General features: G+C 68.2%; 21 protein-coding genes and 1 pseudogene. 10 read left to right on the top strand and 12 right to left on the bottom strand.

The annotated features are described in order from the left end of the window. Nucleotide 1 precedes the first annotated feature (1 nt). Nucleotides 2–838, bottom strand: a complete 837-nt coding sequence (locus tag ACT2FV_RS12925; RefSeq protein WP_151049254.1) for a spermidine synthase — start codon at nt 836–838, stop codon at nt 2–4. Nucleotides 839–884: 46 nt separating this feature from the next. Then, nucleotides 885–1,229 (bottom strand): zinc ribbon domain-containing protein YjdM, encoded by a 345-nt coding sequence (locus ACT2FV_RS12920; RefSeq protein ID WP_006752903.1) that lies wholly within the window; start codon nt 1,227–1,229, stop codon nt 885–887. A 366-nt stretch (nt 1,230–1,595) separates the two neighbouring features. Here ACT2FV_RS12920 and ACT2FV_RS12915 point away from each other — a divergent pair, with 366 nt between their 5' ends. The 4 genes and pseudogenes from ACT2FV_RS12915 to ACT2FV_RS12900 form a co-directional block, all read left to right on the top strand. Beyond that, a complete protein-coding gene (locus ACT2FV_RS12915; RefSeq protein WP_444504033.1) occupies nt 1,596–1,859 on the top strand; it encodes an HPr family phosphocarrier protein in 264 nt (87 codons plus the stop codon). Nucleotides 1,860–1,924: 65 nt separating this feature from the next. Next, entirely contained in the window at nt 1,925–2,146 is a 222-nt protein-coding gene (locus ACT2FV_RS12910; protein WP_059602484.1) for a hypothetical protein, read from the top strand. 197 nt (nt 2,147–2,343) lie between these two features. Then, nucleotides 2,344–2,898, top strand: a complete 555-nt coding sequence (locus ACT2FV_RS12905; RefSeq protein ID WP_444504032.1) for a GNAT family N-acetyltransferase — start codon at nt 2,344–2,346, stop codon at nt 2,896–2,898. Nucleotides 2,899–3,222: 324 nt separating this feature from the next. Then, a pseudogene (locus ACT2FV_RS12900) lies at nt 3,223–3,432 on the top strand (c-type cytochrome); the annotation flags it as partial. 73 nt (nt 3,433–3,505) lie between these two features. On the opposite strand, the gene ACT2FV_RS12895 reads toward ACT2FV_RS12900, so the two are convergent. From ACT2FV_RS12895 to ACT2FV_RS12860, 8 genes are all read right to left on the bottom strand, one after another. Further along, entirely contained in the window at nt 3,506–3,904 is a 399-nt protein-coding gene (locus ACT2FV_RS12895; RefSeq protein ID WP_151049278.1) for a RidA family protein, read from the bottom strand. Between the two features lie 116 nt (nt 3,905–4,020). Further along, entirely contained in the window at nt 4,021–4,797 is a 777-nt protein-coding gene (benD, locus tag ACT2FV_RS12890) for a benzoate diol dehydrogenase BenD (protein WP_059602478.1), read from the bottom strand. After that, nucleotides 4,794–5,816, bottom strand: a complete 1,023-nt coding sequence (benC, locus tag ACT2FV_RS12885; protein WP_124901595.1) for a benzoate 1,2-dioxygenase electron transfer component BenC — start codon at nt 5,814–5,816, stop codon at nt 4,794–4,796. Before benC ends, benD begins: the two co-directional genes overlap by 4 nt. Before the next feature lie 39 nt (nt 5,817–5,855). Next, nucleotides 5,856–6,344: a benzoate 1,2-dioxygenase small subunit gene (gene benB / locus ACT2FV_RS12880; protein WP_444504031.1), complete on the bottom strand. Its 489-nt coding sequence runs from the start codon at nt 6,342–6,344 to the stop codon at nt 5,856–5,858. Then, complete coding sequence (locus ACT2FV_RS12875) at nt 6,341–7,699, bottom strand: Rieske 2Fe-2S domain-containing protein (protein WP_059602466.1); 1,359 nt, start codon at nt 7,697–7,699, stop codon at nt 6,341–6,343. The genes benB and ACT2FV_RS12875 overlap by 4 nt, the downstream gene beginning before the upstream one ends. A 116-nt stretch (nt 7,700–7,815) precedes the next feature. Beyond that, the gene (gene catA / locus ACT2FV_RS12870; protein ID WP_444504030.1) at nt 7,816–8,751 is read right to left on the bottom strand and encodes a catechol 1,2-dioxygenase; all 936 of its coding nucleotides are present in this window, start codon (nt 8,749–8,751) and stop codon (nt 7,816–7,818) included. Between the two features lie 73 nt (nt 8,752–8,824). Further along, nucleotides 8,825–9,115: a muconolactone Delta-isomerase gene (gene catC / locus ACT2FV_RS12865; protein ID WP_059602461.1), complete on the bottom strand. Its 291-nt coding sequence runs from the start codon at nt 9,113–9,115 to the stop codon at nt 8,825–8,827. A 55-nt stretch (nt 9,116–9,170) separates the two neighbouring features. Then, a complete protein-coding gene (locus ACT2FV_RS12860; RefSeq protein ID WP_059602459.1) occupies nt 9,171–10,307 on the bottom strand; it encodes a muconate/chloromuconate family cycloisomerase in 1,137 nt (378 codons plus the stop codon). A gap of 25 nt (nt 10,308–10,332) precedes the next feature. Between ACT2FV_RS12860 and ACT2FV_RS12855 the strand changes: the two genes are divergently transcribed. Then, nucleotides 10,333–10,605 (top strand): hypothetical protein, encoded by a 273-nt coding sequence (locus ACT2FV_RS12855; protein WP_444504029.1) that lies wholly within the window; start codon nt 10,333–10,335, stop codon nt 10,603–10,605. Between the two features lie 243 nt (nt 10,606–10,848). On the opposite strand, the gene ACT2FV_RS12850 is transcribed toward ACT2FV_RS12855, so the two are convergent. Beyond that, the gene (locus tag ACT2FV_RS12850) at nt 10,849–12,033 is read right to left on the bottom strand and encodes a sugar transporter (protein ID WP_174907544.1); all 1,185 of its coding nucleotides are present in this window, start codon (nt 12,031–12,033) and stop codon (nt 10,849–10,851) included. Nucleotides 12,034–12,235: 202 nt separating this feature from the next. On the opposite strand from ACT2FV_RS12850, the gene ACT2FV_RS12845 reads away from it, so the two are divergent. Continuing rightward, nucleotides 12,236–12,910, top strand: a complete 675-nt coding sequence (locus tag ACT2FV_RS12845) for an HAD family hydrolase (RefSeq protein ID WP_044843419.1) — start codon at nt 12,236–12,238, stop codon at nt 12,908–12,910. A 109-nt stretch (nt 12,911–13,019) separates the two neighbouring features. Here the strand turns inward: ACT2FV_RS12845 and ACT2FV_RS12840 are convergent, their stop codons facing one another. Further along, a complete protein-coding gene (locus ACT2FV_RS12840) occupies nt 13,020–13,262 on the bottom strand; it encodes a DUF6566 family protein (RefSeq protein ID WP_059602453.1) in 243 nt (80 codons plus the stop codon). 168 nt (nt 13,263–13,430) lie between these two features. On the opposite strand from ACT2FV_RS12840, the gene ACT2FV_RS12835 reads away from it, so the two are divergent. The 4 genes from ACT2FV_RS12835 (at nt 13,431) to glgB (ending at nt 23,101) form a co-directional block, all read left to right on the top strand. Continuing rightward, complete coding sequence (locus ACT2FV_RS12835) at nt 13,431–13,919, top strand: phage protein NinX family protein (RefSeq protein ID WP_059602449.1); 489 nt, start codon at nt 13,431–13,433, stop codon at nt 13,917–13,919. Nucleotides 13,920–14,100: 181 nt separating this feature from the next. After that, nucleotides 14,101–17,493, top strand: a complete 3,393-nt coding sequence (locus ACT2FV_RS12830) for a maltotransferase domain-containing protein (RefSeq protein ID WP_444504028.1) — start codon at nt 14,101–14,103, stop codon at nt 17,491–17,493. Then, on the top strand, nt 17,493–20,903 hold the full coding sequence (gene treS, locus ACT2FV_RS12825; protein ID WP_444504270.1) for a maltose alpha-D-glucosyltransferase: 3,411 nt from the start codon (nt 17,493–17,495) through the stop codon (nt 20,901–20,903). The genes ACT2FV_RS12830 and treS overlap by 1 nt, the downstream gene beginning before the upstream one ends. Beyond that, entirely contained in the window at nt 20,900–23,101 is a 2,202-nt protein-coding gene (gene glgB, locus ACT2FV_RS12820; protein ID WP_444504027.1) for a 1,4-alpha-glucan branching protein GlgB, read from the top strand. The genes treS and glgB overlap by 4 nt, the downstream gene beginning before the upstream one ends. Nucleotides 23,102–23,117 lie beyond the last annotated feature (16 nt).

Raw genomic sequence — 23,117 nt, 5'->3', positions numbered from 1 at the left:
GTCAGGCGCAGATTTCCCATCGTGGATGTTCGCGCGCGCGCCAGACGAGCCGCGCGGGATCGATGCACTCCCCTTCCTTCATGCGCCGAGCGGTGGACGAGAGCTTGAGCGCGCCCGCCGAGCCGAATCCAAGCGCGCGCTCGAGCAGGATGCGCAGCGACGGCAGCGGGTTGCCGTTCTTCCACGCGAACGCAATGAAGTTGTTGTCGTCGCCGCACGGCACCAGCGCGCACGAATCGTCGAACACCGCACGCAGTTGCTCGAGATGGCGCGGCAACGCGGGATCGTCGTCCATAAAGTTGATCGCGAGCACGCCCGTTTCGCTCAGCCGCGCACGGCACGCGTCGAGAAACGCGGTGCCCGTGCAGCGGCCCGGCATGCCATCGGCGACGAACGCGTCGTGCAGGATCACGTCCGCCTGGACGTCCGGCCGCGCGACGTAGTCTGCGCCGTCCGCGCAGACTACCGCGAAGCGCGCGTCGTCTTGCGGAATCCTGAACACGTCGCGTAGCGCGATCACGTCCGGATTGATCTCTACCGCGTCGATCGCCGTGTCGGGCAGGTGCCGATAGCAGTACTTCGCCAGCGATCCACCGCCGAGCCCGATCATGCAGATACGCGCGGGCGCCGGCTGCAGCAGCAGGAAACCCATCATCACGCGCGTATAGCCGAGTTCGAGCCTGACCGGATCCTTCAGCGACATGAAGCTCTGCGTGCCGAAGTGGTCGAAGTGCAGCGACACCGCGTGCTTCGTCTCGAGCACGAACGGACGGCCGTCGTTCAACGGCGCCGCCAGGAACTGCAGGAACGCGTCATAGGAAATTCGATCCTCGCTCATGCTCGACAGGCCCGGTTGATCGGAGAATCGCTCGTACCGCGTGCGGTCATACCTTCTTCAGGTAGCAGGCCTTCAGCATGAAGCCGCCCATGTCGGTCTTGCAATCGACTTCGTGATCGCCGCCGACGAGACGGATGCTCTTGACCTTGGTGCCCATCTTCAGCGTGATCGACGAACCCTTCACGCGCAAGTCCTTGATCAGCACGACCGAATCGCCGTCCGACAGCACGTTGCCATTCGCGTCCTTGACGACGTCGCCCGCCGGTTCGTCGCCCGCATCGGCGCCGGCTCCGGCCGACCATTCATGGCCGCAGTCCGCGCACACGGTCAGCGTGCCATCCGGGTAGGTGTTTTCCATCGCGCATTGCGGGCAGGCGGGGGCGGCGTTCATTGCAGCTTCCATTCGGTGGGAGTTCACGTCAATCGATAAAAAATGCCGGACACGCAAGCACGTGGCCGGACCGCGCGCCGTGCTGCCCCGTCGACAAATCGGCCAGACAGCATGCCGCGCACACGGCATTATAATGCAATACACATAAACACGTTGCTGTATTATAATTGTCAGCTTTCGATCATTCGCCGGACTTGATGGCGGTTTCGCTGAGGATGTCGACATGTTCGAGATGAATGATGCACCGATGCCTGGTACACAACACCCGGCGCCCCGTCGGGAAACCGCGCTCCGCGCGGTCCCGCCGTGCTGCCGGCCGGCCGTTGCACGCCGTTCCGGCGACTTTCCCCGAGGTTGATCCGCATCGTGGCAACCGTCGTCTACGTTGAAATCGGCCCCGCCTGGAGCCGCAAGCGTGCGATCGCGTCGTGTGACGCGATCGTCGCGGCGGCACACCGCTTCGAAAGCGACATCCTGCTGCTCGCCAACGGGCTCAGCGGCAGCGCGAAGGACGCGATGGCCATCGCGGCGCTACAGATGCTTGGCGGCACGTCCGCGCAGGTGCTCGCCACTGGCCCCGACGAGGATGCAGCGCTCCAGGCGCTGTTGCCCCTGCTGCAGGCACGCTGACGCTGCGTCGCCCGATCCCACGGCCTCGTGCCGTTCACCCTGAATCACTACACTTCGAGGAAGCGATGAACGACAACGTCACGTCCCACACCCCCAACCTGTCGGCCTCCGCGATCTGGGCGCTCGAGCGTCTCGCCGATGTGCGCTACGGCCGCGATGCGCCGGCGCTCGGCTGGTCGGTCGAGCAGGAACTCGTCGGCGCGGGCTTCGTCAGCCATTCCGCGAACGGCCGATCCGGTGCGTCGATCACCGCACACGGGCGCAGCTTCCTGAAAAGCCGCAAGTAGAAACCGCCCGGCACGGGCGCGATGCCGCCACGCGGTCGCCAGCCCGTGCCGGAATCATCGGACGACGGCAAGCCGGACGATGCGGCCGCATTCCCCGCCGCAGACGGGGATTTGCGGCTGCGCCGCAGTTTCCGCGGTATCGTACGGGACCCAAGCGCGGCTCACTGCGCCGCCTTCCTTTCCTCATGGAACGCCCGATGACACTCAGCGCCCTGCCGCCCGTCACGTCCCCACCGGTTCTCGATACCCCCCGCCTGATCCTCGAAGGTCACCCGCTCGGCGACTTCGACGCGCTCGCCGCGATGTGGGCCGAGCCGACCGTCGTCGCGCACATCTTCAACGGCAATCCGTCGGCGCCGCGTGACTCGTGGATGCGGCTGCTCGCGTATCGCGGACTGTGGCCGCTGCTCGGCTACGGCTACTGGGCGATTCGCGAGAAGTCGTCGGGCCGCTACGTCGGCGATCTCGGCTTCGCCGACTTCCATCGTGCGGTCGAGCCGTCGATTCGCAGCGTGCCGGAAGCCGGCTGGGCGCTCGCGAGCTGGGCGCACGGCAAGGGCTATGCGACCGAGGCGTTGTCGCATGCGCTCGGCTGGCTCGATGCGCAGCACCGGTTCGAGCGCAGCGTGTGCCTGATTGCACCGACCAACATCGCGTCGATCCGCGTCGCGCAGAAGGCCGGGTATGCAGATCCGGTGCAGATTCGCTTCAACGACGCCGATTCGCTGCTGTTTTCACGCGCGTGCCGGTAAGCGCGATGTCGCGCACCGGCCGCTTCGTCGCGGCAAAGGTGCGTGGACCGTCTGCGTCTGCGCCGGCGGTCGGCGAACGCCGTCGGCAACGGGGACGCCGAGCGTGAAAACCGGTGCGTGCATCGTTGACGTGTCCGGAATGACGCGGTACGGGATCCGGCCGCCCCCCTGCAAGCGCAGTTCCTGCATCAGCGTCGGGCGATACCGCGTTGCCGCGTCGCGTGCGTATCCGTGCCGGGGGCGGGACCGCGATTGACCGTTAGTTGCACTTGTGAGATCGCACGTCCAGGTCTCGACCGCCGGATTGCGGCGTTCATCGCGGGTCATGCCAGCGCGATCCGGATCGTCGTCGAAGGCGCGCGGCCGGCACCCGGCACGCACCGACCGGTGCAGCGGATGCCGGCGATGCGCAGCGCGCTGACGAGCGGCGAGATCGCCGCGGTGGTCAGCTATGTGCGCGGCGCGTGGGGAAATCGCGCCGCACCGGTGTCAGAACAGGACGTGAGGCGGTTGCGAGCGGCGATCCGGCGGTAGACGGGCCGCACGTCTGCATCCGATGCGGGCGGCAAGCGGTGGAATCGTGTCGTCTCACCAGCAGCGGCAGCGACTATCCCCGCAGCACGGCAACCGCCTTGATTTCGACGATATAACCGGGCGCCCCGCCGAGCATGTGCGCGCCGACCGCGGTCCACGCCGGCCGCGGATGCGCATGGAGATAGCGGTCGCGCACCGCCATGAACAGCGGCAGGTCGCGCATGTCGGTATGAAAGGTCGTCAGGTCGACCACGTCGTCGAGCGACGCGCCGGCCGCCTCGAGCACCAGCCTGAGATTCTCGAACGCCTGCACGATCTGCGCCTCGCGTTCTTCCACCAGTTGCATCGCCGCGTCGCGGCCGATCTGGCCGGATACGTACACGGTATCGCCCGCCTTGATCGCCGGCGCATAACCGATTTTTTCGTACACGACTTCCATTCCCGCGGGGATGATTGCTTCGCGCTCGCGCATGAGTGTCTCCGTGGCCGGACGTTCCACGTCGGCCGGTTGTTCGATGGTCATCGCGCGCACGCCTGACCGGGGCGCGCGCATCGCTGAAGCAGCGGGCGAACAGGCAACCCGGCCGCTCAACCCGTATCGCCGCCCGCGACCGGCAGCACCGTGCCGGTGATGTAACTCGCTTCGTCCGACGCGAGGAACAGGATCGGCGCGATCTGTTCATCGAGCGTGCCGTAACGCTTGAAGAACGTCGAATCGGTCACCTGCCGCACCGCTTCGGCCATCCACGCCTGTTCCTGCGCATTGTCGCCGGCCGCATTGCGCGGCACGCGACGCGGCGGCGCCGTGGTACCGCCCGGCGCGGTCGCGACCACGCGGATGCCTTGCTCCGCGTATTCCATCGCGAGCGCCGCCGTCAGCGCATTGACGCCGCCTTTCGCGGCCGAATATGGCACGCGCCGAATGCCGCGCGTCGCGTTCGACGACACGTTGACGATCGTGCCGCCGCCCCCGGCCAGCAAGTGCGGCAGCACCGCGTGGCAACTGTAGAGCGTCGGCATCAGCGAGCGGCGGATTTCCGCGTCGATCTGCTCGGGCTCGAACTCGGCGAACGGCCGCATCCGGATCGCGCCGCCGACGCCGTTGATCAGCACGTCGATCCGGCCGAACGTCGCGACCGCGCACGCCATCGCCGCGCGCGCGCCGTCGTAGGTCTCGAGATCCGCGACGAATCCGGCCGTGTTGCCGCCCGGCGCCTCGGCGGCCACCTCCGCCACGAAATCCGCGCGATCGACGAACAGCACGCGGCCGCCCTCGGCCGCCGCGCGCAGCGCGACGCCGCGGCCGATGCCCTGCGCCGCGCCGGTGACGACAACGACCTTTCCAGAGAATCGTTGCATGGTCATGCCGCCTTTGCCGTCACGTTCGGGGTGAACTTCTCGTAGTGGAAGCTGTTGGGCTTCACGCCTGCATCGTCGAAGTACTGGCGCACCGCGTCGACCATCGGCGGCGGCCCGCACAGGTAGACGTCCACGTCGCCGTCGTTCAGCGCATCGGCCGGAATGTGCTGCGTGACCCAGCCCTTGCGCGGATGGCTCGACCCCGCATCGGCAACGACGGTCGAGAAGCTGAAGTTCGGCAGCTTCGCCACATACGCTTCGATCGCGTCGACCAGCACCAGGTCGAGATCGCGCGTCACGCCGTAGATCAGGTGCACCTTCTGCCGCGAGCCGCTGCGCGCGAGCACCTCGAGCATCGACAGGAACGGCGCGAGGCCCGTGCCGCCCGCGAGGAACAGCAGCGGCCGCGCCGCATCGCGCAGGTAGAAGCTGCCGAGCGGCCCGTTCAGTTCGAGCGTATCGCCGGGTCTGGCCGATTCGAGCCACGTGCTCATCACGCCGCCGGGAATCTTCTTGATCAGGAATCCGACCTTCGTGTCGCCCGGCGCGGACGAGAACGAATACGACCGGTGCTGGCCGCTGCCGGGCACGCCGATGTTCACGTACTGGCCGGGCAGGAACACCGGCGCGGCCGCATCGACGTCGAGTTCGAGCACGATCGCCGCATCGTTGTGCGGCTCGACCTTCGTCACGGTCGCGGCGAACGCGCTGTGGCCGGTCTTGCAGGCGATCGACGAGCTCGGCACCGCGATCACGCAATCGCTTTGCGGCACCATCTGGCACGTCAGCACAAGACCGCCGTCCTTTTCATCCTCGGTGAGCGCGTCGTCGATGTAATCGTCGCCGAGATCGTAGCTGCCGCTCTCCGCGCGGCACTTGCAGGTGCCGCACACGCCGTCGGAACAGTCCATCGGCAGGTTGATCTTCGCGCGGAACGCGGCGTCGAGCACCTTCTCGCCGGCCTTGCAGTCGATGAAGCGGGTGACCCCGTCCTCGAAGTTCAGTGCAATCTTGTAGGTGGACATGACATCGTCTCCCGGTGTTACTTGTCGAATCGATCGGCGTCAGACGTGGTACACGTCGAGCACCTGCCTGATGTAGTCGTTCTTCAGCACGATCTTCTTGTTCGAGATCAGCCATGCGTCGCCCGAGCGGCGCAACGTAACGAACATCGTGCCGAAGAAGTGATCGGTCACGCGGTAGCGGTGGTTCAGCGTGTGGAAGTTGTAGCGCACGTCCACCTCGCCGTCGCGCTCGGCCAGCACCTCGACGTTCGTCACGTTGTGGCTGGTGCGCGGCTCGGGCGTCGACGCGCCGCTGCGCTCGGTCTTGATCCGGAACACGCGATCCTCGAGGCCGCCGCGATCCGCGTAATACATCAGCGAGATCTGGCTCTGCGGATCGTCGGTCGGCCGGTCGTCGTCGTCCCACGCGGGCATCCAGTATGTGACGTCTTCCGTGTAGCAGGTCAGCCACTCGTCCCACTCGCGGTCGTCGAGCAGGCGCGCTTCGCGATACAGCGCCGCGCAGATGGTCCGGTAATCGATGTTCATGCTTCCACCTCCCCGCGCTCCTTCTTCAGTGCATCGCGCATCACGTGCACCCAGTGTTCGTGCTGGCACACGAACAGCCCTTCGTCCTCGCTGCGCTCGCCCGAGATGCGCGGGTTCAACCCCATCCTTTTCGCGTTCTCGTCCGGCCCGTCGATCCATAGCGGCGCGCCGCGCGACAGGTCGTTCCACATCGCCGTGATGCCCGCATAGCCGGCCTGGCATGCACGGAACTCCTCGAGGTCGTCGGCCGTGCCCATTCCGGTCACGTTGAAGAAGTCCTCGTACTGGCGGATGCGCGTCGTGCGGTCGGCTTCGCTCTCGCCCTTCGGCGCGAAACAGAAGATGCTGACTTCGGTCTTGTCGACGCCGAGCGGGCGCACCACGCGGATCTGCGTGCTGAACTGGTCCATCAGGAACACGTTCGGGTACACGCACAGGTTGCGCGTCTGGTTCACGATGAAGTCGGCCTGCACATCGCCGACGCGCGCCTTGATCTCGTCGCGGTGCTGGTACACGGGCCGCACTTCGGGGTTCATCGTCTTGGTCCACAACAGGATGTGGCCGTTGTCGAAGCCGTACACGCCCGCGACCGACTTGCTCCAGCTGTTCGCGTCGACGGCCTTGGTGCCGTCTTCCTTGCGGCGGCCCATCGTCGCCGCGTAGTTCCAGTGCACGGTGCTCACGTGATAGCCGTCGCAGCCGTTCTCCATCTGCATCTTCCAGTTGCCTTCGTAGATGTAGGACGAGTTGCCGCGCAGCACTTCGAGCCCGTTCGGCGCCTGGTCGACGATCTGGTCGATGATCACGCGCGCCTCGCCGAGGTACTCCTCGAGCGGCAGCACGTCGTCGCTCAGGCTGCCGAACAGGAAGCCGCGGTAATTCTGGAATCGCGCGACCTTCTTCAGGTCGTGCGAGCCGTGCGTGTTGAACTGCACCGGATACTCGGTCGTCTTCTCGTCCTTCACCTTCAGCAGCTTGCCGGTGTTCGAGAAGGTCCAGCCGTGGAACGGGCACGTGAAGCTGCCCTTGTTGCCGTGCTTGCGGCGGCACAGCATCGCGCCCTTGTGCGCGCACGCATTGATCACCGCGTGCAGCTCGCCGGTCTTGTCGCGCGTGATGACGACCGGCTGGCGGCCGATCCACGTCGTGTAGTAATCGTTGTTGTTCGGGATCTGGCTCTCGTGCGCGAGGTACACCCAGTTGCCCTCGAAGATGTGCTTCATCTCGAGCTCGTACAGCGCCTCGTTCGTGAAGATGTCGCGGCGGCAGCGGAAGATGCCGGCTTCCTTGTCGTCCTGCACGGCAGTGGCGAGCAGGTGGTCCAGTTCGGTGGTGTGGTCGATCGTGGCGGACATGTTGGTTCCTCCTGTGTGCGTGCCGGGTCCTGCAAGCACGCTCGCATCGGTATCGATTGAATCTCGCGGGGACCCGGCCGGCGGTGGCGCAGGCGCGCCGCCGTGCCGTCGGGCGCTTATGCCGTGGCGGAAGCGCGCAGGCGTTCGACGATCTGGTTGTCCTTGCCCTCGACGCGTGGCGTCAGGACGAAGTTGAACTCGATGTCCTGATATGCGTCGGCCTTCAGCCCGAGCGCGGCGCCGCCGGTCTTGCTGGTGACGGGCGGAATCAGCTCCTCGCGCGTCGCATACGCGAAGTCGTCCCAGATCAGCGGGTCGCCGTCGATGTTGAACTGCGTCGTCAACTTGCGGTGGCCGTCGCTGGTCACGAAGAAGTGCACGTGCGCCGGGCGGTTGCCGTGACGGCCGAGGCGGTCGAGCAGCTGCTGCGTCGCACCTTGCGGCGGGCAGCCGTAGCCGACCGGCATCAGCGTGCGGAATTCGTACTTGCCATCCGCGCCCGTCTTCACCGCGCCGCGCAGGTTGAAATCGCTCTGTGCGCCGGTCGGGTCGAAATGCGAGTAGAAGCCGTGCGAGTTCGCGTGCCAGCACTCGACCAGCGCGCCGGCCACCGGCTTGCCGTCGACCCCCGTGACCGTGCCGTGGATCACGAGCGGGCCCGCGCCTTCATCCGCATCGAGGTCGATCTTCGCGACGCCGTCGCGCACCGGCGCGCCGCCGACGTACAGCGGGCCTTCGATCGTGCGCGGCGTGCCGCCGTCGAGTCCGATCGCCTCGTCCTCCGCGTCCATCCGGATGTCGAGATACTTCTCGAGGCCGAGGCCGGCCGCGAGCAGCGCCGCCTCGCCGTCCTGGCCGAGCTTGTTCAGGTAGTTCACACCGGCCCACACTTCGTCCGGCGTAATGTCGAGGTCGTCGATCGCCTTGAACAGGTCGCCGAGCAGCCGCAGCACGACCTGCTGCGTGCGCGCGTTGCCGCCATTGGCGCCCGCGTTCGACGCGGCCTTCAGCAGATCCTGCACTTCCTTGGTTTCGAATACTTTGACGCTCATGATGGTGTCTCCACGTGTATTTTGGGGAAAGGTGACCCGGTGCCCGCCGTTGCGGAAGAGGCGGCTCCGTGGTTCAAACGTCGCCGTCGTGTATCGACGACGGGTGGCGACACAACGGCGTCACCGAAATCTTCATGTACGGGAACAGCGGCAGGCCGGTCAGGATCTCGTGCAGCTCGGCGTTGCCGGACACGTCGAACACGCTGTAATTCGCGTATTCACCGGCGATGCGCCAGATGTGGCGCCATTTGCCGCTGCGCTGCAGGTCCTGCGAATACGCCTTCTCGCGGGTCTTGATCTCGTCGGCCACGCCGGCCGGCATGTCGGCCGGGAGGTTGACGTCCATGCGTACGTGGAAAAGCATCGTGATGTCCTGGTGCGTGATCGTGTTATCGCGGGTTGTCGCGCGTGATCGCGATTCAGCGGGAGACTTTCGTCAGCCCGTCGCGGGTGAAGCGCGCGACCTTCGCTTCGTCGAGCTCGATGCCGAGGCCCGGGCCGCTCGGCACGGTCAGTTCGAAATCGCTGTAGTCGAGCGGGGTCGTGAGAATCTCTTCGGTAATCAGTAGCGGTCCGAACAGTTCGGTGCCCCACTGCAGGTTCGCGAAGCTCGCGAACAGATGCGCGGACGCGACCGTGCTGAACGCGCCTTCGAGCATCGTGCCGCCGTACAGCTCGATGCCGGCCGCATCCGCGATCGCCGCGACGCGCTGCGCCGCGAAGAGGCCACCGCTCTGCTCGATCTTGATCGCGAACACGTCCGCGCCGTGATGCTTCGCGATCTCGAATGCGCTGTCCGGGCCCTGCAGGATTTCGTCGGCCATCAGCGCGACCGGGAAGCGGCGCATCAGCCGTGCGAGCGCCGCCGCCGACGCAACCGGCTGCTCGACCAGTTCGCAGCCGGCATCGGCGAGCGCCGGAATCGCACGCGCGGCCTGCGTTTCGCTCCACGCCATGTTCACGTCGACGCGCACCGAAGCGCGCTCGCCCACCGCCCGCTTGATCTCGGCCACGTGGCGGATGTCCGCGTCGAGCGCCTTCGCGCCGATCTTCAGCTTGAACACGTTGTGGCGGCGCAGGTCGAGCATCCGCTCGGCTTCGGCGATATCGGTCGCCGTGTTGCCCGATGCGAGCGTCCACGCAACGGGAAGGCGATCGCGCCGGCGGCCGCCGAGCAGCTCGCTGACCGGCACGCCGAGGCGCTTGCCGTGCGCGTCGAGCAGCGCGGTTTCGAGCGCGCTCTTCGCGAAATGATTGACCTTCGCGAGCTTGCCGAGGAACGCCATCAGCGCCTGGATGCGCGTCGCATCCTTGCCGATGATCGCCGGCGCGAGGTATGCGTCGATCGCGAGCTTCATCGCTTCCGGGCTTTCCGGGCCATAGGCCATCCCGGCAATCGTCGTGCCTTCGCCTGTGCCCGTCACGCCGTCGCTGCAGGTCACCTTCACCAGCATCAGCGTCTGGCCGTGCATCGTGGCGACCGACAGCTTGTGCGGACGGATCGTCGGCAGGTCGACGAGGCGGGTTTCAATGCGTTCGATGGTGACGGGAGACATGGGGCACGCTGCGTGTGGGGAGTTCATGGAACGGATTTATACGCGGCGGGGAAATGGACCGTCCAATACTTTTGGCCTCGCTTTTTCATACCTGTCAGGTATTGAAATTCGCTTCAGATCGGGAAATATTGCATCGCGCCATACCCGTTTTGTCTGGTTGGCGTGGCTGGAAGGCTTGCTGGGAGGAGCGGGACAGGTTTCAGGGCACCGCGTGGCGAGCAGTGAAATGCGGGCAGGCTGGTGGTTGGCGACGTCGACGGAAATCGAGGTCCGGGCGGGCGGATCAGGGTTTTCCTGATGGGAATGCGGTGTGGCCCGCCGACCGTATTCCGCACGAAGGCGCCGCGATCCGGCCACGTCCCCGTGGCCGGATCATTGCGGTGGCGATAGGCGCCTGAAGCGCTTCCACAGTGTCTTCAATGTCTGATGATCTGCAGCCACGCGAGCGACCAGAAAGCCTCGAGCAAAGGCCGCGCCCGGCATGGCATGTGGCATGTGGCATGTGGCATGCCGCATGCAGTGCGATGGCACTGACGGCGGACTACGCCACCGCCGGCCGCTCATGCAGCCGCAACGCGGCCCACGCGATCCCGGCGGAGAAGATCCCGACCACCCCGCCGAACGTGCCGATCCACGGCAGGCCGAAATCCCCGGCGATATGGTTGCCGAGCAGCGCGCCGGCACCGATGCCGACGTTGTACAGCCCGGAAAAGATCGACACCGCGAGATCGGTCGCCTCGGGCGCGAGCTTCAGCACCCAGGCCTGCATCGCGAGCCCGAAGCAGACGATCGCGCCGCCCCACACCAGCGTGTGAACCGACAGCGTGACGATGTTCAGCGCGCTCGGGAACAGGATCAGCAGACACGCCGACAGCGCGATGATCGACGCGAGCAGGAAATCGGCCGGCCGCTCCGGAAACACGCGGTTGAAACAGACCGCGGCCGGCATGCCGGCGACGCCGAACAGGATCAGCACGTAGGTAATCCGGCTGCTGCTCGCGTGATTGACGCTCTGCACGAACGGCTCGATGTACGTGTACGACGTGAAATGCGCGGACACGACCAGCACGGTGATCGCGTACAGCGATACCAGCGCCGGCTTCCTGAGAAACATGCCGATGCTCGACAGCGATCCGGCGCCCTGGCTCGGCAGCGTCGGCAGCGTCACGCGCAGCATCAGCAGCGCGACGGCCGCCGCGCCGCCGATCACGAGGAACGTCACGCGCCAGCCGAGCGCCTCGCCGATCACGCGCCCGAGCGGAATCCCGGCGACCATCGCGATCGCCGTGCCCATCGCGAGCAGGCTCAACGCGCGGCTTTTCCGGTCGCTCGGCGCGAGCCGCACGGCCAGCGGGACGGAAATCGACCAGAACACCGCATGCGCGCACGCGATGCCAAGCCGGCCGATCATCAGCACCGTGAAATTCCACGCGACGCCGGTGACGACATGGCTGCCGATGAACACCAGCAGCGCGCAGCTCAGCAGCTTGCGACGTTCGACATGGCGCGTGACGAACGTCAGCGGCAGCGACACGACCGCGACGGCCCACGCGTAGATCGTCAGCATCAGGCCGACGTCGGTCGGCTGCATCCGCAGGCTGTCGCCGATCGCGCTCAGCAGCGCGACGGGCACGAATTCGGTGGTGTTGAAGATGAAGGCAGTGAGTGCCAGGGCCAGGACGCCCCACCACGACTGTTCGGAACTGACGGCGTCCGGAGTTGCCATACGGGAATTCGACGAGGGTTGGGGGCGCGTGCGGCGCGGGCAGCCGGCCCGGCGCATCGGCGCGATTGTACCAGCGGCAAACGACACGCCGCTGCCGGCCGCGGCGCCGGGACATGGCGATGACACGGCCGCGCGCCGATAATGCGTCGAAGGACTTTTCGCGGACGATTCGCCCGAACCTCATCGGGCCAGGAGATTCAACATGCGCATTGAAACGTCGTTTCTGTTCGATCTCGACGGCACGCTCGTCGACAGCGTCTACCAGCACGTGCTCGCGTGGAAGGAAGCGCTCGATGCCGAGGGCATCGAGCTGTCGGTGTGGCGCATCCACCGCAAGATCGGGATGAGCGGCGGCCTGTTCCTGAATCAGCTGCTGCGCGAGACGGCCGGCGACATCGACGCCGAGCGCGTCGAACGGCTCGCGCGGCTGCACGCGGCCGCGTACCAGCGGCTGCGCGCGCAGGTCCGGCCGCTGCCGGGCGCCCGCGAGCTGCTGGCCGCGCTGTCGAACGCGGGCATCCGCTGGGCGATCGCGACCAGCGGCCGGATGGAAACGGCGGCCATCAACCTCGAGGCGCTGGGCGTCGATCCGGCGAAGAACGTGGTCGTCACGCGCGATCAGGTCAAGTATGCGAAGCCGGATCCCGATCTGTTCCTGACGGCCGCCGCGAAGCTGAACGTGCCGATCGAGCATACGGTGGTGGTTGGCGACAGCATCTGGGACATGCTCGCCGCGAGCCGCTGCCGCGCGCTGGGCGTCGGGTTGCTGTCCGGCGGTTACGGCAGCGACGAGCTGGAACGCGCGGGCGCGCTACGCGTGTATGACGATCCGGCGGATCTGCTGTGGCACCTCGACGAGATCGCGGCGCGGCCGTGATGCCTGAATCGCCCGCCTGACCCGCGGCGTCCGGCTCTCCGGCGTCACCTTCGTCGGTTTGTCGCCCCGCGTGCAAGCTTCCGGTCGGGTCGGGTCGGGTCGGGTCGGGTCAATCGTCATCGACGCGCTTGTCGACCAGATAACGCCCGCGCTCGACACCCGCGCGCAGCGCCTCGTCCTCGGTTTTCCAATCCGGGCCGGCCGGCTCCGGCACGCTGAGCTCGATGCGCGCGCCGTCGACATACACCTGCACTTCGTCATCCCACGCGCCGCGCGCGTTGCGCCGCGCCCAGACGCGAATCTCGTGGCCGCGATACGGGTCGCGCACCTGTGCGTCCTGTTGATGCTGCATGCTGGCCCCCTCTGCTTATCTGCGACGGCGATGCAAAAAATGCGCGCCGCATGATCGCCGCGCGCGCCGTCGGCCCCATGAGCACACGCCGTGCCCGCTATCCGGCAGCCCGGCACGCAGCTTGCGCACGCGTCCCACCGCGCTGACAAACCCTGACGGAGCTTGCCCATGCGAACCGACGAACTCGCCGGAACGGCCCTCGACTATTGGTGCGCGCGCGCGTTGTGCGCGGACGACGAAGACACGCTGTGCTTCACGGCCGTCGAGCCGCAACTGATCGTGACCGCCGCGTGCGATGCATTGCGGCGCCTCGATGCACATTTCGCGCCGTCGGCGTCGTGGGCCGACGCGGGAGCGGTGCTCGATCGCGTCGGCGACCTGCGGATCGCGCGGCGCGGCGACGGCGTCGAATGCGACGCATGCTTCATCGACGGCCCGTCGACCTGCGCGGCGCGCGCGACCGACCCGCGCACCGCGCTGCTGCGCGCCTTCGTGCGGGCGCGCTTCGGCGACGACGTCGATACCCCGCCGGCGTTCGCGCACCGGATCGAGCGCGGCGCGCCGGTGCGTTACGACCCCGGAGCGCCGCTTCCCGAAGCGGACGACGATCCGGCCGCCGGCGACAGTTCGGACATCCGCTCGATTCCGCGCATGTGACGACGCCGGACGCGCCCCGCTCCGCGCACGATGCAACGACCGTACGGCGTTTATGTAAAAACGACAGAGGTTCAGCACGCGGCATCCCGCACGCACGTTGCCGCGCGGGGCGCAGCGCCGCAGGCACGCGGGTTGCGGCGCACGGCCGTTACCGTTCGCCGCCGCCCGCCCACGCCATTCCATGAACGTCACGCCCCCCTTCGCCCCACATCTCTACTTCTGCGATGCCCGCCTCGTCGGTCCGCTCGACGCGTGGCCAGACACGTTCGCACACATCGCGGGCATGGGCTTCGATCACGTGCTGATCGGCGGCTTCTGGGCCACCAGCGTCGCGGGTTTTCCGCGTCACGTCGCCGACTTCCATCGGCCGGCCGCGACGTTCGCGACGCGCGCCGGCGCGCTCGAGACGTTCTCGCGGCTCGCGCAGCTTGCGCAAGGCCACGGGCTGCGCGTGATGCTCGAAGTCGTGCCCGATCGCATCGCGCGCGACAATCCGCTGCGCGTCGAGCATCCGGACTGGTACGTCGAGCGCTCGCACGACGACGCGCTGATCGATCCGCGCCGCGCCGCGCATGAACTCGACGTCGCGCATGCACAGGTCGGCGAGGATTCGACACACGACGCACTCGCCGCGTGGTGGTGCGCGCATCTCGCTGCGTTCGCGGACGCCGGCGCGGCCGGCTTCCTGATCGACGCGCCGCATCATCTGCCGGCCGCGTGGTGGCCCGGCTGGCGCGCGGCGCTGCGGCGCGCGCGACCGGACGTCGCGGTGCTGGCCGGCGTACCCGGCCATGCGCGCGACGCGCTCGCGCAATTCGAGGCGGCCGGCTTCGACGCGGTGTTCTCGTCGGTACGCTGGTGGGATCTGCGTTCGCCGTGGTTCGCGGACGAACACCGTCTGTTGCGGCGCATCGGCTCGCCGATCGCGTTTCCCGACGCCTACGACGGTCCGCGTCTCGCCGACGACTGGCGCGACGCGCCGGACGAGACGGTCGCCCGGGCGTATCACCGCGCTTTGTGGACCGCGGCGGCGGTCGGCACAGGCTGGCTCGTGCCGATGGGCTTCGAACGCGGCGTCACGCTGCCGCTGATGGCACGCGATGCGGATGCCACGCGCTATCGCGCTGCGTTCGACGGCGCGCGCTTCGACCTGTCCGGCGCGATCGCCGACGCGAATGCATGGCGCCGCGCGACGCCGCTCGCGGCCCAGCGCGGCGAAATCGCGCAACTGAGCGCGCCCGGCGCAGCCGCGACCGCGCTGTTGCGCGGCACGGGCCCGTCGCTCGAGCACGACGACACGGCACTGCTGATCGCGCTGAATCCCGATCTCGATGCCGAAGCGCTGGTCGATCCCGCCACGATCCTGCCCGGCGTGCCGGGCGGCTTCACCCATGTCGCGACGCCGGACGGCGCGCGCAAGCACGCGCCGGTCGCGCTGGAAGCGTTCACGCTCGAACCCGGCGGCTACGCACTGCGCGAAGCCTGGCGCGCGCCGCCAGCGATCCCGCGCGCCAACGCCGCGAGCGAGCGTACCGCGCTGTCCGCCGCGCTCGCGGCCGACCGGATCGCGATCGAACGCGTCGAGCCGGCCGTGGACGGCGGCCGCTTCGCGATCAAGCGCGTAATCGGCGAAACGCTGGTTGTACACGCATCTATTTTCTCGGACGGGCATGCGCATCTCGCGGCAGCGCTGCAATGGCGCGCGGACGACGAGGACGACTGGCGCGAAGTGCCGTTCGTCGCCGAGCCGAACGATCGCTGGCACGCGCGCATCTCGCTCGACCGGCTCGGCCGCCACGCGTTCCGCGTGATCGCATGGCGCGACGACTGGGCATCGCTCGTCACCGACATCGCGAAGAAGCGTGCGGCCGGTCAGGACGTGACGCTGGAGGTGCGCGAAGCGCAACTGCTGCTCGCGGCCGCGCTGAAGCAGGCCGACCCGGCCGATCCGCGCGCGATCGGGCAGATGGAACGGCTGAGCGCCGAATTCAAGGACGCGTCGCCCGACGAACGCCTCGCGCTGATCGGCGCGCCCGCGCTCGCCGATGACTTCGCGGCGCTGCGCTACCGGCCGTTCGTCACCCATGACGAAACGGTTTATCCGGTCGACGTCGAGCGCCGCGCCGCGCGCTTCTCGAGCTGGTACGAAATGTTCCCGCGCTCGGCGAGCAACGATGCGCACCGGCACGGCACGTTCGACGACGTGATCGCGCAGTTGCCGCGCATCCGTGACATGGGTTTCGACGTGCTGTATTTCCCGCCGATCCACCCGATCGGCACGACCGCGCGCAAGGGCCGCAACAACACGCTGAAGGCCGGCCCGGACGACGTCGGCAGCCCGTACGCGATCGGCTCGCACGACGGCGGCCACACGGCCGTGCATCCGCAGCTCGGCACGCTCGCGTCGTTCCGGACGCTGGTCGAGGCGGCGCGCGCGCAAGGGCTCGAGATCGCGCTGGACTTCGCGATCCAGTGCTCGCCCGACCATCCGTGGCTCGCCGCGCACCCGGGCTGGTTCGCATGGCGGCCCGACGGCTCGCTGCGCTTCGCGGAAAATCCGCCGAAGCGCTATCAGGACATCGTGAATCCCGACTTCTACGCGCCGGACGCGCTGCCCGACTTGTGGGTCGCGTTGCGCGACGCGGTGCTGTTCTGGGTCGACGCGGGCGTGCGGATTTTCCGCGTCGACAATCCGCACACGAAGCCGCTTCCGTTCTGGGCGTGGATGATCGCCGACGTGCGCGGCAAGCATCCGGACGTCGTGTTCCTGTCGGAGGCGTTCACGCGGCCGGGCATGATGTACCGGCTCGCGAAGGTCGGCTTCTCGCAGTCGTACACGTATTTCACGTGGCGCGAGACGAAGCGCGAGTTCATCGATTACCTGACCGAGCTGACGGCCGGCCCGCCGCGCGAGTTTTTCCGGCCGAACTTCTTCGTGAACACGCCCGACATCAATCCGCGCCACCTGCAGAATGCGCCGCGCTCGCAGTTCGTGATCCGCGCGGCGCTCGCGGCGACGCTCGCCGGCTCGTGGGGCCTGTATTCGGGCTTCGAGATCGGCGAATCGGCGCCGCTGCCCGACAGCGAGGAATACGCGGATGCGGAGAAATACGAGCTGCGCGCGCGCGACTGGAACAAGGCCGCGCACATCGGCGGCGAAGTCGCGCGGCTGAACCGCGCGCGGCGCGAGCATCCGGCGCTGCAGACTCACCTCGGCCTCACGTTCGCCGACGCGGACAACGACCAGGTCCTCGTGTTCGTGAAGGCGACGCCCGCGCACGACAGCGTCGTCGCGGTCGCGATCAGCCTCGACCCGTGGCACCCGCAGGCCGCGAACTTCACGCTCGACGCGTCGCTGTGGCGCGGCTTCGGGCTCGTCGACGGCGAACCGCTCGACGCGTTCGAACAGGACGCCGCGCATGCCGAAACGTGGCGCGGGCATCGCCAGTACGTGTCGCTCGACCCGCACGTGCGGCCGTATGCGATCTGGCGGCTCGCGCCGTCTCCCGGCGCCGCGCGAGCGGCGGCGCCCGAGCCGGGCGACGCCCGACACCCTTCCGGAGCACACGCATGATGAAACGCGAAGACTCCCTCGACGACGTGCGCCGCGCGCAGTTCCCTTCGCTCGCACCGGCCGGCACGCCGCGCCGTCGCCGGTCGCGACGCCGCGCACCCGCGCTCTGCGCGGACGATCCGCTGTGGTACAAGGACGCGATCATCTACCAGGTACACGTGAAGTCGTTCTACGACTCGAACAACGACGGGATCGGCGACTTCCCCGGCCTGATCATGAAGCTCGACTACATCGCCGAGCTCGGCGTCGACACGATCTGGCTGCTGCCGTTCTACCCGTCGCCGCGCCGCGACGACGGCTACGACATCGCCGATTACCGCGACGTGCACCCCGACTACGGCACGCTCGCCGACGTGCGGCGCTTCATCCGCGAAGCGCACGCGCGCGGGATCCGCGTGATCACCGAACTGGTGATCAACCACACATCGGACCAGCATCCGTGGTTCCAGCGCGCGCGGCGCGCGAAGCCCGGCTCGATACATCGCGACTACTACGTGTGGTCCGATACCGACACGAAATACACCGGCACGCGGATCATCTTCCTCGATACCGAAACGTCGAACTGGACGCACGACCCGATTGCAGGCCAGTACTACTGGCACCGCTTCTACTCGCACCAGCCGGACCTGAACTTCGACAATCCGGCCGTCGTGCGCGAGGTGCTCCAGGTAATGCGCTTCTGGCTCGATCTCGGCATCGACGGACTGCGGCTCGACGCAGTTCCGTACCTGGTCGAGCGCGAAGGCACCAACAACGAGAACCTGCCGGAGACGCACGCGATCCTGAAACGCATTCGCGCGACGATCGACGCCGAGTATCCGAACCGCATGCTGCTCGCGGAAGCGAACCAGTGGCCGGAAGACGTGCAGGAATACTTCGGCCACGAGGACGAATGCCACATGGCGTTCCACTTCCCGCTGATGCCGCGCATCTACATGTCGATCGCGAGCGAGGACCGCTTCCCGATCGTCGACATCATGCGGCAGACGCCGGCGCTCGCGCCGAGCAACCAGTGGGCCGTGTTCCTGCGCAATCACGACGAGCTGACGCTCGAGATGGTGACCGACTCGGAGCGCGACCTGCTGTGGCAGACCTATGCGTCCGACCGGCGCGCGCGGCTCAACCTCGGCATCCGACGCCGCCTCGCGCCGCTGATGGAGCGCGACCGGCGCCGCATCGAGCTGATCAACTCGCTGCTGCTGTCGATGCCCGGCACGCCGGTCATCTACTACGGCGACGAACTCGGGATGGGCGACAACATCCACCTCGGCGACCGCGACGGCGTACGCACGCCGATGCAATGGTCGTCGGACCGCAACGGCGGCTTCTCTCGCGCGGACCCGGAACTGCTGGTGCTGCCGCCCGTGATGGGCTCGCTGTACGGCTATGACGCGGTCAACGTCGAGGCGCAGACGCGCGACCCGCATTCGCTGCTGAACTGGATGCGCCGCATCCTGTCGACGCGTCGCGCGACGCAGTCGTTCGGGCGCGGCACGATCCGCTTCCTGCGCCCGGAGAACCGCAAGGTGCTCGCGTACCTGCGCGAACTCGAAGGCCACGAGACGGTGCTGTGCGTCGCGAACCTGTCGCGCTCGTCGCAGGCGGTCGAACTCGACCTCTCCGAATTCGCGGGCCGCGTGCCGATCGAGATGACGTCGGACTCGGCGTTTCCGCCGATCGGGCAGCTCACTTACCTGCTCACCTTTCCGCCGTACGGGTTTCTATGGTTCGTGCTGTCCGAGCACGGCCGCGAGCCGTCGTGGCGGCAGCCGCACGCGAAGCCGCTGCCCGAATACGTGACGATCGTGATGCGGCGCGGCGACGTGCGGCCCGACGTCGGGCAGCTGCATACGCTCGCGCACGATGCGCTCGCGTCGTGGCTCACGCGGCGGCGCTGGTTCGCGTCGAAGGACCGCAAGATCGGCAATGCGTGGCTGAATGTCGTCACGCCGATACCGGACGAGCCGTTCCAGTACGCGGAGGCCTGGGTGTCCGCGAGCGATGGCGGCGTCGAACGCTACGTCGTGCCGCTGGCTGCCGCATGGGGCGGCGAGACGTCGCATCCGCTGTTCGCCCAGCTCGCGCTCGCGCGCGTGCGGCGCGGCCACACGGTCGGCTACCTGACCGACGCGTTCGCGCTGCCCGCGTTCGCGCGCGGGATGCTGCGCAAGCTGCGCGACGGCGCGACGGTGCCGACGTCCGACGGCGGCCGCCTCGACTTCCTGCCCGAACATGCGCTTGCCGCGCTCGACCCCGGCGACGACGCCGACGTGCGCTGGCTCGCGGCCGAGCAGACCAACAGCTCGCTCGTGATCGGCGACGAGATCGTGCTGAAGCTGGTGCGCAAGGTCGCGCACGGCATCCATCCGGAAGCGGAGATGAGCCGCCACTTGACGCGGATCGGCTACGCGAACACCGCGACGCTCGCCGGCGAGGTCGTGCACGTCGATCCGGACGGCTCGCCGCATACGGTCGCGATCCTGCAGCGCTACGTCGACAACCAGGGCGACGCGTGGACGCGTTCATTCGACTTCCTGAAACGCGCGGTCGACGAGCTCGCGCTGCCCGCCGTCGCCGACGGCGAAGCGGCCGAGCCCGACGAGGAACCGGATGCGCTGCTCGGCTACGCGGCGTTCGCGGGCATCGTCGGCACGCGGCTCGGCCAGCTGCACGTCGCGCTGGCGCAGCCGTGCGACGATCCGGCGTTCACGCCGGAGCGCGCGACGCCCGAGCACGTCGACGGCTGGTGTTTCGACGCGATCACGTCGTTCAGGCACGCGCTCGACGTACTGGCCACGCGGCTCGATGCGCTCGATCCGGCCATGCGCGCCGCCGCCGACACGCTGCTCGCGTCGCGCGACGCGGCCGTGCAGGCGCTTGGCGAACTGGTGCCGCGCACGCTCGACGCACAATGCACGCGGATTCACGGCGATTTCCATCTCGGCCAGGTGCTCGACGTGCAGGGCGACGCGCTGCTGATCGACTTCGAGGGCGAGCCCGCGCGTCCGCTCGCGCGGCGCCGTGCGAAGTCGCATCCGCTGCGCGACGTGGCCGGCTTCCTGCGCTCGCTGTCGTACGTGAGCGCGACCGCGCAATTCGCGATCGAGAAGGCGCCGCCGCAGGCGGCCGGCCGCAAGCGTGCGCTGTTCGACCGCTTCGGGCAGGCCGCCGCCGATCGCTTCGTCGAATGCTATCGCGCGGCCGCCGACGAGGCGCCCGAACGCTTCGTCGACCCGCGCTACGCCGATCGCCTGCTCGCGCTGTTCCTGATCGACAAGGCGTCGTACGAGCTGTGCTACGAGGCCGCGAACCGCCCCGACTGGCTCGGCGTGCCGGTCGGCGGGCTCGCCGCGCTCGTCGAACGCCTGCTCGACGCGCACGGCACACCCGACAACGGAGGCGCCCAATGACCGACATGCTGTTCGACCGTCGCGATATCGATGCACTGCTCGCCGGCCGCCATCCAGACCCGTTTGCGTGCCTCGGCCCGCACGGGGATGCCGGGCGGATCGTCGTGCGCGCACTGCTGCCCGGCGCGCGGCGCGTGCGCGCGGTGACGCCCGACGGCGACGAGCTCGGCACGCTCGCGTGCGTGAACGACGCCGGCTGTTTCGCGGGGACGCTCGCGCACGACGGCCACTACAGGCTCGCGATCGACTGGCCCGACACGCGCCAGGTGACCGACGACGCCTATGCGTTCGGCATGCTGCTCGACGACGCGGCGCTCGCGCGTTTCGCGGCCGGCGACCCCGCCGCCGTGCTCGACTGCCTCGGCGCGACGCCCGCGCGCATCGACGGCGTCGACGGCGTGCGCTTCGCGGTGTGGGCACCGAACGCGCAGCGCGTGTCGGTGGTCGGCGACTTCAACGTCTGGGACGGCCGTCGTCATCCGATGCGGCTACGGCGGCCGTGGGGCGTGTGGGAGCTGTTCGTGCCAGGCATCGGCGCAGGCGAGCACTACAAGTACGAGCTGCGCGCGAGCGACGGGCGCGTGCTGCCGCACAAGGCCGACCCGTGCGCGCGAGCGACCGAGGCACCGCCGCGCACCGCGTCCGTCGTCGCCGACACGGCGGCGCTCGACGCGTTCGCGTGGCACGACGACGACTGGCTGCGCGCACGGCCGCACGCGGACCGCCGCTTCCGCATCCCATGGTCGATCTACGAGGTGCATGCGGAGTCATGGCAGCGCGTGCCCGAGGAAATGGACCGCAGCGCGACCTGGGACGAGCTCGCCGAGCGGCTGATCCCGTACGTGCGCGGCATGGGCTTCACGCACGTCGAGTTCATGCCGATTTCCGAGTATCCGTTCGGCGGCTCGTGGGGCTACCAGCCGCTCGCGCAGTTCGCGCCGTCCGCGCGCTTCGGGCCGGTCGACGGTTTCGCGCGCTTCGTCGATCGCGCGCATGCGGCCGGCATCGGCGTCATCGTCGACTGGGTGCCCGCGCACTTCCCCAACGACCCGCACGGTCTCGCGCAATTCGACGGCAGCGCGCTGTACGAGCACGCCGACCCGCGCGAAGGCATGCATCCCGACTGGAACACCTGCGTGTTCAACCTCGGGCGCAACGAGGTCGGCGCGTTCCTCGTCGCGTCGGCGCTCGCATGGGCACGGCGCTATCACGTCGACGGGATCCGCGTCGACGCGGTCGCGTCGATGCTGTACCGCGACTATTCGCGCAAGGAAGGCGAGTGGGTGCCGAATGTCCACGGCGGGCGCGAGAATCTCGAATCGGTCGCGTTCCTGCGCACGCTGAACGACACGCTGCACGGTGCGCTCGCGCCGCAGGGCGTCGTCACCTTCGCGGAGGAATCGACGGCGTGGCCGGGCGTCACCGCGTCGACCGGCGACGGCGGGCTCGGCTTCGACTTCAAGTGGAACATGGGCTGGATGCACGACACGCTCGCGTATCTGCGCGAGGATCCGGTCCATCGCCGCTATCACCACGACCGGATGACGTTCGGGCTCGTCTATGCGTTCTCCGAACGCTTCGTGCTGCCGCTGTCGCACGACGAGGTCGTGCACGGCAAGGGCTCGCTCGCCACGAAGATGCCCGGCGACGCGTGGCAGCGGCTCGCGACGCTGCGCGCTTACTTCGGCTTCATGTGGGCGCATCCCGGCAAGAAGCTGCTGTTCATGGGCAGCGAATTCGCGCAATGGGCCGAGTTCGCGCACGACGCGACGCCGCACTGGGATCTGCTCGACGCGCCCGCGCATCGCGGCGTGCAACGGCTCGTGCGCGACCTGAACCGCGTGTACGCGGCCGAGCCGGCGCTCCATGCGCTCGACTGCCACGCAGAAGGCTTCGCGTGGCTGATCGGCGACGATCGCGACAACAGCGTGTTCGCGTTCGCGCGCCGCGACGATGTCGGACGCCTCGTCGTCGCGGTCAGCAACGTCACGCCGGTGCCGCGCGCCGGCTATCGCATCGGGCTGCCCGCGCCCGGCCAGTGGCGCGAGCTGATGAACACCGATGCGGCCGTGTACGGCGGCACCAATGCCGGCAACGACGGCGCCGTGTGGGCGGAAGCCGTGCCCGCGCACGGCGAATCGTGGTCGGCCACGTTGCGCCTGCCGCCGCTCGCGACCGTGTGGCTGAGCCCTGCCTGACACCCGGCGACCTCGA

This window comes from Burkholderia sp. PR2, assembly GCF_052372875.1.
Classification (GTDB): domain Bacteria; phylum Pseudomonadota; class Gammaproteobacteria; order Burkholderiales; family Burkholderiaceae; genus Burkholderia; species Burkholderia diffusa.
The sequence above is the reverse complement of the archived record's forward strand: the minus strand, read 5'-3'. Positions and strand labels throughout refer to the sequence as shown.

Bases quoted from the DNA above. Each gene is read 5' to 3' on its own strand.
- ACT2FV_RS12925 (WP_151049254.1), bottom strand. From the start codon at position 838: ATGAGCGAGGATCGAATTTCCTATGACGCGTTCCTGCAGTTCCTGGCG.
- ACT2FV_RS12920 (WP_006752903.1), bottom strand. From the start codon at position 1,229: ATGAACGCCGCCCCCGCCTGCCCGCAATGCGCGATGGAAAACACCTAC.
- ACT2FV_RS12910 (WP_059602484.1), top strand. From the start codon at position 1,925: ATGAACGACAACGTCACGTCCCACACCCCCAACCTGTCGGCCTCCGCG.
- ACT2FV_RS12905 (WP_444504032.1), top strand. From the start codon at position 2,344: ATGACACTCAGCGCCCTGCCGCCCGTCACGTCCCCACCGGTTCTCGAT.
- ACT2FV_RS12895 (WP_151049278.1), bottom strand. From the start codon at position 3,904: ATGCGCGAGCGCGAAGCAATCATCCCCGCGGGAATGGAAGTCGTGTAC.
- benD (WP_059602478.1), bottom strand. From the start codon at position 4,797: ATGACCATGCAACGATTCTCTGGAAAGGTCGTTGTCGTCACCGGCGCG.
- benC (WP_124901595.1), bottom strand. From the start codon at position 5,816: ATGTCCACCTACAAGATTGCACTGAACTTCGAGGACGGGGTCACCCGC.
- benB (WP_444504031.1), bottom strand. From the start codon at position 6,344: ATGAACATCGATTACCGGACCATCTGCGCGGCGCTGTATCGCGAAGCG.
- ACT2FV_RS12875 (WP_059602466.1), bottom strand. From the start codon at position 7,699: ATGTCCGCCACGATCGACCACACCACCGAACTGGACCACCTGCTCGCC.
- catA (WP_444504030.1), bottom strand. From the start codon at position 8,751: ATGAGCGTCAAAGTATTCGAAACCAAGGAAGTGCAGGATCTGCTGAAG.
- catC (WP_059602461.1), bottom strand. From the start codon at position 9,115: ATGCTTTTCCACGTACGCATGGACGTCAACCTCCCGGCCGACATGCCG.
- ACT2FV_RS12860 (WP_059602459.1), bottom strand. From the start codon at position 10,307: ATGTCTCCCGTCACCATCGAACGCATTGAAACCCGCCTCGTCGACCTG.
- ACT2FV_RS12855 (WP_444504029.1), top strand. From the start codon at position 10,333: ATGGAACGGATTTATACGCGGCGGGGAAATGGACCGTCCAATACTTTT.
- ACT2FV_RS12850 (WP_174907544.1), bottom strand. From the start codon at position 12,033: ATGGCAACTCCGGACGCCGTCAGTTCCGAACAGTCGTGGTGGGGCGTC.
- ACT2FV_RS12845 (WP_044843419.1), top strand. From the start codon at position 12,236: ATGCGCATTGAAACGTCGTTTCTGTTCGATCTCGACGGCACGCTCGTC.
- ACT2FV_RS12840 (WP_059602453.1), bottom strand. From the start codon at position 13,262: ATGCAGCATCAACAGGACGCACAGGTGCGCGACCCGTATCGCGGCCAC.
- ACT2FV_RS12835 (WP_059602449.1), top strand. From the start codon at position 13,431: ATGCGAACCGACGAACTCGCCGGAACGGCCCTCGACTATTGGTGCGCG.
- ACT2FV_RS12830 (WP_444504028.1), top strand. From the start codon at position 14,101: ATGAACGTCACGCCCCCCTTCGCCCCACATCTCTACTTCTGCGATGCC.
- treS (WP_444504270.1), top strand. From the start codon at position 17,493: ATGAAACGCGAAGACTCCCTCGACGACGTGCGCCGCGCGCAGTTCCCT.
- glgB (WP_444504027.1), top strand. From the start codon at position 20,900: ATGACCGACATGCTGTTCGACCGTCGCGATATCGATGCACTGCTCGCC.